This is a genomic window from Microbacterium sp. UBA837 (assembly GCF_002296025.1).
In the GTDB taxonomy this organism is placed as follows: domain Bacteria; phylum Actinomycetota; class Actinomycetes; order Actinomycetales; family Microbacteriaceae; genus Microbacterium.
Genome location: NZ_DBHD01000115.1, coordinates 1 through 7229 on the forward strand (window position 1 = coordinate 1; position 7229 = coordinate 7229).

The window sequence follows — 7229 nt, forward strand, 5'->3', positions numbered from 1 at the left end:
GTGGACGAGATCCGTGCGGGTCGTCCGGCGAGCAGGTTCTCTGCCTGTCCGCGGATGTAGCCGGGCACGTGCGACTCGATCGCCGGGTGCGCGGGCACCTCGCGTGTTGCTTCGACGACGGCGGCGAGCGTCTCATCGATCACCGACCGAGCCTCGCCGCCCGGCACACCCCAACTCGTCGCCTCGGCGACCAGGTCATCAGCCGTGACATCGGGAAGACGTGTCACCCCGTTGATCCGCAGGGCGAGGGCATCCGTCGCGTCGTAGGCCAGAGCGAGGGACGCCGCGTCATAGATGGGCGCCAGCGTGATTCGCCCCCGATCATCGTGCAGCAGAGAGAAGTTCTTGGCGTGGGCGTCTGTGTTGCCGACGGCGATGGTGAACGCTGCGTATCGCGCGAGGCGTAGCCGGTCGGCGTACGGCGTCTCGAAGACGGTCCGTCCGGTGTCAAGAAGGCCCGCGATGCCTCGCAGGGTGGCGCTGGGGTTGTTCTGCTCGAACTTGTCGTTGCCACCCCATGGCAGGCGCAGCGCTTGCGCGGCATCCTCCTGATGGATGCGGCGAACAGTGTCACCGTCGTCGACGCGGTCGTAGCGTTCGACGACAAGCACGGGGCGGCCCGCAACGGTTTCGGTCCAGGTTTCGAATGCGAGAAGCCCGGCGTGCCGCGCGACCTGCAGCGCATAGTTCTCGCTCTCGACGGATGCCGCGTATTCCGCCGCGACAGGCTTGAGGATGTGGGTCGAGGGGATGACGCCGTTACCACGCCACCACGATCCGTCACGGCGTGTGAGCGTGAGCTTGCGCTGAAAGCCGGGGAGCGCAGATCCTCCCCCGCCGATGAGGAAGCCGCTCGCACGGTCGAGGAGCGCCCCGACGGCGTCAATGTCGAGCTTCTCGGGGTCGCGCTGCTGAGCCTCGAGGTGACCCACTCGCAACGCCCCGGCGAGGTCGGCTCCGACCTCCGCCAGCAGACCCACGACATCGCCACGGTCGACTTTGACTTCCCGCGCGAGCCGGGCGATGTGCTCGCCCTCGGGAAGCAGCCCCCCGAAGAACGCTTCGGAGGCGTGCTCGTCGTCCACTCCGACGCGCAGGCCAGCGCTGAGAACCCGGGAGTTCTCACCCCACCGGTCGATCGCCTCGCGCGACCAGCGCAGAACCACCCCGCCTCGCGCCGTGCGTTCGAGCGTTCCGATGCCTGTGTCATAGAGCCGCACGGGCAGGGCGTCGGTCATGATTCGGATGCCGCGGGATCGGAATCGTCGACCTCGGCGACCAGTCGCACGCCCAGTGCGGCGAGCACCTGCAGGTAGTGAGTGTCGAACCTCTTCGCGCGCCCGGTTTCGAGTTCGTGGACGTAGCGTTGGCCGACCCCGAGAGCTGCGGCGAGTCGGCGTTGCGTCCACCCATGCTGTTCTCGGATGCGACGGATGACCCGCCCGAGGTCGCTCGGGTCGTCAATGAGCACTCGCATGGGACGTCCCCCTGACGCCGGTGATTCCCGTTACAACATCATACCCGCCTTGATGTTATTTCGGGAATCACCCCGCAGCCGATTCCCGAAACAACATCAGGGAGCAGCAAGACTCGAGTGACGCACCCCGAGCCCAAGCCTTGTGTAGCCGTACGGCGACAACGTAGAATGCAGCCGTACGGCGACAACCGCTCGTGCAGCCGTATGGCTGCACGGACTGATCAGGGGGCCCGGAGTGTTGACAATGCGCGACGCGTCGGCAGTTGTGCGAGAGCTGCGCACGCTGCGGGGCTGGACACAGCAAGACCTCGCCACACGAGCGCGATTGTCACGATCCTTCGTCGCCGATGTCGAGTCGGGCAAGCCGACGGTCGAGTCAGCGAAGCTCTTCGATCTCTTCCAGGCGCTCGGTTACGAGGTCGCGCTGCGGGATCTCACGACCGGGCAGGTGCTGCGGTGACGGCATCCGAACTGGCGGTGTATCTGGATGGCATCCCGACGGGGATGCTCACCCAGTCGGCAGCAGGAAACGTCAGCTTCACCTATGACGCCGACTACCGAGATCGTCACGATGCGACTCCCCTGTCGCTCGCGATGCCTCTGAGTGCGTCGACACACCGAAAGCGCGTGGTGCTCCCCTGGCTTCAAGGGCTGCTCCCCGACAACGACGAGGCGCTCCGGGCGATCGGACGACGCTTCGGGGCGGCGCCCGGGAATCCGTTCGCGCTCCTCGAGCACATTGGGGCAGATGCGGCGGGCGCGGTACAGATCCTTCCGCCCGCTGAACTCGCGAGCGACGCGCGCGCCGAACAGAGCGCGCGGCCGGTCACCGAGGCGGAGGTGGCTCGGATGCTCGACCAGGTGGTTACCGAGTACACCGACGGCGTCGCTGTCGGGGATGGCGCTGGGCGCTTCAGCATCGCCGGCGCGCAACCGAAGATCGCGTTGTTCCGGATGCCGGATGGCCGCTGGGCGGTTCCTGAGGGAAGCCAACCGACCACGCACATCCTCAAGCCGGTCGTCGGTACCTTCCGCCGCATCGACGTGGTTGAGCAACTCACTCTGCGCGCAGCGGCTCATCTTGGGTGTGATGTCGCAACCGCGCGGCTCGGCCGTATCGGCGACTGGAACGTCTTGATCAGCGAGAGATACGACCGCCAGCGGACGGATGGGCGGTGGCATCGCCTCCACCAAGAGGACATGTGCCAGGCGCTCAGCGTGCCGCCGTCAAAGAAATACCAGCAACGCGACGGCGGACCGGGCGTGGCCAGCATCGCTCAGCTCATCGGTTCCCTGCCGCTCGTCGCGGATCGCGAGGCGACCGGCGCCGCGTTCTTCCGCGCGTTCGTCTTCAACGTGGTGGCGGGGTGCACGGATGCTCACGCCAAGAACTACTCCCTCATGCTGAGGGGCCGCTCGGTGCGGCTCGCGCCACTCTACGATCTGCTGACGTACGCCGCGTACTGGGATGGCTCCGCGATCATCAGCAGCGCCATGAGCGTGGAGGGCGAGTACGCACTCGACCGAATCTCTGTGGCAGGTCTCGTCCGCACGGGGTCGCGATTCGGTGTACCCCCGAACGATGCATCCTCAGTCGTTGACGAGATCAGATCGGGTCTCGTCGAAGCTTTCGAGGCTGCTCGAGCCAGCATGGCCGACTTCACGCTCGCCCCCGACGCTGTCGCGGTGATGGATGCCGCGTTGGCAGGCGTTCGCCGCCTCCCGCTCGTCCGCGTTCGGTGAGCGAGCGAAGCGAGACGAAACGCCCCCAGGTACCCTCGATTCATGCCGATCGAGATCCTCACCGTCTGTACCGGCAACATCGTCCGCTCTCCCCTGTCGGAGCTGTACCTGCGTCTCCTTCTGGCCGATCTGCCGGTCGAGGTGGCGAGCGCCGGGACGCAGCCGCGTCCGGGCGAGGCAATGACCGAGCACGCGTGCGAGATCGCGGCTGAGCTCGGCATCCCGGCGGCAGAGATCGAGGCTCATCAGGCGAAGCGTCTTTCCGAGCCGGTGCTCGCCGGTCGCGACCTGGTGCTGGCGATGACGCGCGCGCACCGCAAGGCCGTGGTCGAACTCGACCCGTCGCTGTTGCGCAAGGCGTTCACGATCCTCGAGTTCGCTCGCCTGTCACGGCACGTGACGGATGCCGAGATCCACGAGGCTGCGACGGATGCCGGCAACGACCCGCGAGCGCGGTTCCAGGCTGCCCTCGCGCGGGTGCTTAGCGTCCGCGGCACTGTTGACGCGCCAGCCGATCCGGCAGAGGATGACGTTCTCGACCCGGCCGGCCGCAGCTGGAACACCTACGAAACCTCGATGAGCCAGCTCCTCCCGGCCGTGGAGGAAGTGGCTCGCGTCATCCGCAGCGCTCTCGTCTCGCGTCGCGCAATCGCCGAGCTGATGCCGCCCGCGCCCGGCGACTCGCTGTCGCCGCAGCTGCACGCGCTGCGCGACGACGAGCGTTTCTGAGATGGCGGTCTATCTCGATACCTCGACGGCTTCGTGACCTACGCCTGCCGCCGAGCCGAAGCGCTCACCGTTCTCGGGATACCTGTCATACAGCCCGCCTCCCGGCCTGAGTAACGCGCGCCCGCGGATCCGCGATTATGCAGGCGCGACAGCTCAGGTCAGGCCCCGAGCAGTGCAGCCGGGATCACCGCAATTCCATCCGACCTTCGGTAGGCGAGCTCGCCCGTGGTGATCACTGCCGCATCCGCGAGCTGCGGCCCGAGGCGGTCACGAAGCCAGCGCAGGTGCCGCACGTCGGAGTCGTCGACAGCAGCCGAGAGCTTGACCTCGAAGGCCACAACACGTCGTCCTCGTTGCACGATGAAGTCGACTTCCCGGTCGCCGTTGCGGGTGCGAAAGTGGCCGAGCCGCGCCTCTGCGTGGGATGCATACGCGTGGAGGCTGAGCGCGACCAGCGCTTCAAAGAGTCGTCCGAGAAGCGGCCCGTAACCGGAGCCGAAGAACTCCGAGGTTCGCGATCCGTCGCCGTCGAATCCGAGGAGTTCGTCAGAGTCGAGCTCGAGTAAACGGCACACGAGAGCGGGGTCGGCGAGGAAGTGCTTGGGTGCTTGAGAAAGACGACCGAGTTCATTTCCTCGCGGAACCCACGGCTCCACCGGATCCAACAGCCAGAGCGACGAGAGCACGTCTCGATAGGCGATCGCTGTCGTCTTGGCGGGTTTCGCGCCCTCAGCCGGCGTGGCCGCCTCGAGCACCGTCGCGTAGCTTGCCGTGGTCGCGGTGGCGGCGGCGTAAGCACGCATCCACCGCCGCAGGGTGTCGGGTGCCCGTACGACGTGACCCTGTTGGGCGAACTCGCGGTGGATCACGTTCTCAATGTAGGCGTCGAGTTGCAGTCGTTGACCCCGCGGGGCGAGTGATCTGATGCCTGGAAAGCCGGATGCCGTGATTTCACGAACATACTCCGGGAACCCCACGCTGCTGATGCCCTCGACTGACGCTTGGCTCGACAGCAGGCCGCCCAGCGATACGGTCGCCGTCCCAGGGAATCGTTCGGCGAGCGAGAGTGGCCGCATGCGAAGCGGAACGATTCGGCCGGCTCCCGAGTGAATAGCCGCTCCGGCCGGATGTGCGCTCCCGGTAAGGATGACACTTCCGGTCGGTGCTCCGTCGTCCACCCATCGGCGAGCAACGTCCCACGCCTGTGGTGATCGCTGCCATTCATCGATGAGCAGCGGCGATGCGAGCGACCTGATGCGGTTGGGGTCGGCTTCGAACGCCTGACGTTGCGAGTCATCGTCCAACCGGATGACACTCACGGCCTGGCGAGTGGCCGCCGCTGTCTTTCCGACTCCCTTCGGACCCTCGACGGCTACCGCTGCCACCTCACCGAGCGCAGCGGTCAGCTGCTGATCCATCAACCGAGGAAGGTAGCCGTCCATGCGGTTAAACTACCATCAGCAGCACCCATACGCTACCAAACGCAGCACTTTCACGCTACCAAACGCAGATTTCCGCGCCGGATTCGCGGTTCAGTCGACGAGGCTGCGGATGTCGTCGGCAGAGAGCCCGCCGCCGATGGCGTCGCCGTCGGTGTCGAGCACGCGGTCGAACAGTTGGGCTTTGGTGGTCTTGAGTGCCATGACTTTTTCTTCGATGGTTCCCTTCGAGACGAGCCGGTAGACGATGACGGGCCGGGTCTGACCGATTCGGTGGGCGCGGTCGATGGCCTGCGCCTCGACGGCCGGGTTCCACCACGGGTCGAGCAGGATGACGTAATCGGCCTCGACGAGGTTGAGCCCGACACCGCCCGCCTTGAGCGAGACAAAGAACGCTGGCGCGTCGCCGGTGCGGAACTGGTCGATGACGGCAGCGCGGTTGGTCGTTGAGCCGTCGAGGTAGAGCGAGGCGATCCCGGCATCCGTCGCAGCATCCCGCGCGCGGCCGAGGAAGCGGGTGAATTGGCTGAGCACGAGGGCGCGGTGCCCTTCGGCAGCTGCCTCGCGAAGCAGCTCGATGAGGGCGTCGAGCTTTGCCGAGGGCGCTTCGCCTTCGTCGACCAGGTCGGGCGAGAGCGAGAGTTGGCGAAGCAGAGTGAGCGAGCGGAAGATCTGGAACCGGTTCGCGTCGACGTCGTCGACCAGACCGAGCACTTTCTGGCGCTCACGTGCGAGCCTGCGGTCGTAGAGCCGCCGGTGGGTCGGGTGCAGATCGAGCACGAGTTGCTGCTCTTGCTTGGGCGGCAGTTCCGATGCGACAAGCTCTTTGGTGCGGCGCAGCAGGAAGGGGCGGATGCGGCGCTGCAGCGTCCGCAGCCGTTCGTTGTCGCGTTCTCGTTCGATGGGTGTGCGGTAGTACTCGGTGAAGCTGCGGCGCCCTCCCAGCAAACCCGGGCACGCGAGCGAGACGAGCGCCCACAGCTCGAGCAGGTTGTTCTCGAGCGGAGTGCCGGTGATGACCAGTGTGAAGGGAGCGTCCAGCATCCGGGCGCATTTGTAGCCCTGCGACGACGGGTTCTTGATCTGTTGAGCCTCGTCGAGAATGAGCCCCTGCCAGTCCAGGGTCGCGTAAGCGTCGAACTCGAGACGGAACAGCGCGTAGCTGGTCACGACGACGTGCGCCCCGGCGACCTCGTCGGCCAGTGCCGTGCCGCGCTTGTTTCCCATTGCGCTGATCGCAGCGACGCGCAGCTCGGGCGCGAATCGCGCGCACTCGGCAGCCCAGTTGCCGACGACGCTGGTGGGGGCGACGATGAGAAACGGCGGATGCTGCTGGTCGCCCGTCTCAAGCGCATCGAGTCGTGCTTTCTCGATCATCGCGATGGTCTGCAGGGTCTTACCCAGGCCCATGTCGTCGGCGAGCACCCCGCCGAGTTGGTGGGTGCGCAGGAAGTCGAGCCAAGAGAACCCTGTGCGCTGGTAGTCGCGCAGTTCGGCGCGCAGGGTCGGGGGCGGCTCGATGGGGGTGAGCTGATCGTGGTCGCTGAGACCGCGCACCCGCATCCACCATTCGATCTCTTGGCGCGCGACGACGCCCAGCTCGACGAGCTCTTCCCAGAGGTCGGCTTGGTAGCGGCTGACCTGCACCGAGGTGACGGGGCGGTCCGAGAGGGCACTGGCTTCGGCGATGATCTCGCGCAGGCGCTGCAGCTCGGGCGTATCGAGCGAGAAGTAGGTGCCGCTCGGCAGGACGAGGATCGGCTCGTTCTCGCTGAGGGCCCGGGACAGGGCAGCGAAGTCGACGTCCTCACCCCCCATGCGCACCTGCACGCTCAGGGCGA

Annotated in this window: 7 protein-coding genes; 3 read left to right on the forward strand and 4 right to left on the reverse strand. The window is 66.5% G+C overall.

Annotated elements, in window-relative coordinates:
• Positions 1–1238, reverse strand: a 1238-nt coding sequence (locus tag B3587_RS08760) for a type II toxin-antitoxin system HipA family toxin (protein ID WP_292727928.1), incomplete at its 3' end; no start/stop codon positions are given.
• Positions 1235–1477, reverse strand: a complete 243-nt coding sequence (locus tag B3587_RS08765) for a helix-turn-helix domain-containing protein (protein WP_292727929.1) — start codon at positions 1475–1477, stop codon at positions 1235–1237. The genes B3587_RS08765 and B3587_RS08760, both read right to left, overlap by 4 nt.
• A gap of 244 nt (positions 1478–1721) precedes the next feature.
• Here B3587_RS08765 and B3587_RS08770 point away from each other — a divergent pair, with 244 nt between their 5' ends.
• Genes B3587_RS08770 through B3587_RS08780 form a run of 3 tightly spaced genes read left to right on the forward strand, consistent with a single transcriptional unit; the run spans position 1722 to position 3949 of the window.
• Positions 1722–1937 (forward strand): helix-turn-helix domain-containing protein, encoded by a 216-nt coding sequence (locus tag B3587_RS08770; RefSeq protein ID WP_292727931.1) that lies wholly within the window; start codon positions 1722–1724, stop codon positions 1935–1937.
• Positions 1934–3220: a type II toxin-antitoxin system HipA family toxin gene (locus B3587_RS08775; RefSeq protein WP_292727933.1), complete on the forward strand. Its 1287-nt coding sequence runs from the start codon at positions 1934–1936 to the stop codon at positions 3218–3220. The genes B3587_RS08770 and B3587_RS08775 overlap by 4 nt, the downstream gene beginning before the upstream one ends.
• A 42-nt stretch (positions 3221–3262) precedes the next feature.
• Positions 3263–3949, forward strand: coding sequence for a low molecular weight phosphatase family protein (locus B3587_RS08780; protein ID WP_292727935.1), 687 nt, complete (start codon positions 3263–3265; stop codon positions 3947–3949).
• A gap of 158 nt (positions 3950–4107) precedes the next feature.
• On the opposite strand, the gene B3587_RS08785 is transcribed toward B3587_RS08780, so the two are convergent.
• Complete coding sequence (locus B3587_RS08785; RefSeq protein ID WP_228177233.1) at positions 4108–5391, reverse strand: ATP-binding protein; 1284 nt, start codon at positions 5389–5391, stop codon at positions 4108–4110.
• A gap of 90 nt (positions 5392–5481) precedes the next feature.
• The coding region (locus B3587_RS08790) for a DEAD/DEAH box helicase (RefSeq protein ID WP_292727937.1) at positions 5482–7229 on the reverse strand (1748 nt) is incomplete at its 5' end.

Bases quoted from the DNA above. Each gene is read 5' to 3' on its own strand.
- B3587_RS08765 (WP_292727929.1), bottom strand. From the start codon at position 1,477: ATGCGAGTGCTCATTGACGACCCGAGCGACCTCGGGCGGGTCATCCGT.
- B3587_RS08770 (WP_292727931.1), top strand. From the start codon at position 1,722: ATGCGCGACGCGTCGGCAGTTGTGCGAGAGCTGCGCACGCTGCGGGGC.
- B3587_RS08780 (WP_292727935.1), top strand. From the start codon at position 3,263: ATGCCGATCGAGATCCTCACCGTCTGTACCGGCAACATCGTCCGCTCT.
- B3587_RS08785 (WP_228177233.1), bottom strand. From the start codon at position 5,391: ATGGACGGCTACCTTCCTCGGTTGATGGATCAGCAGCTGACCGCTGCG.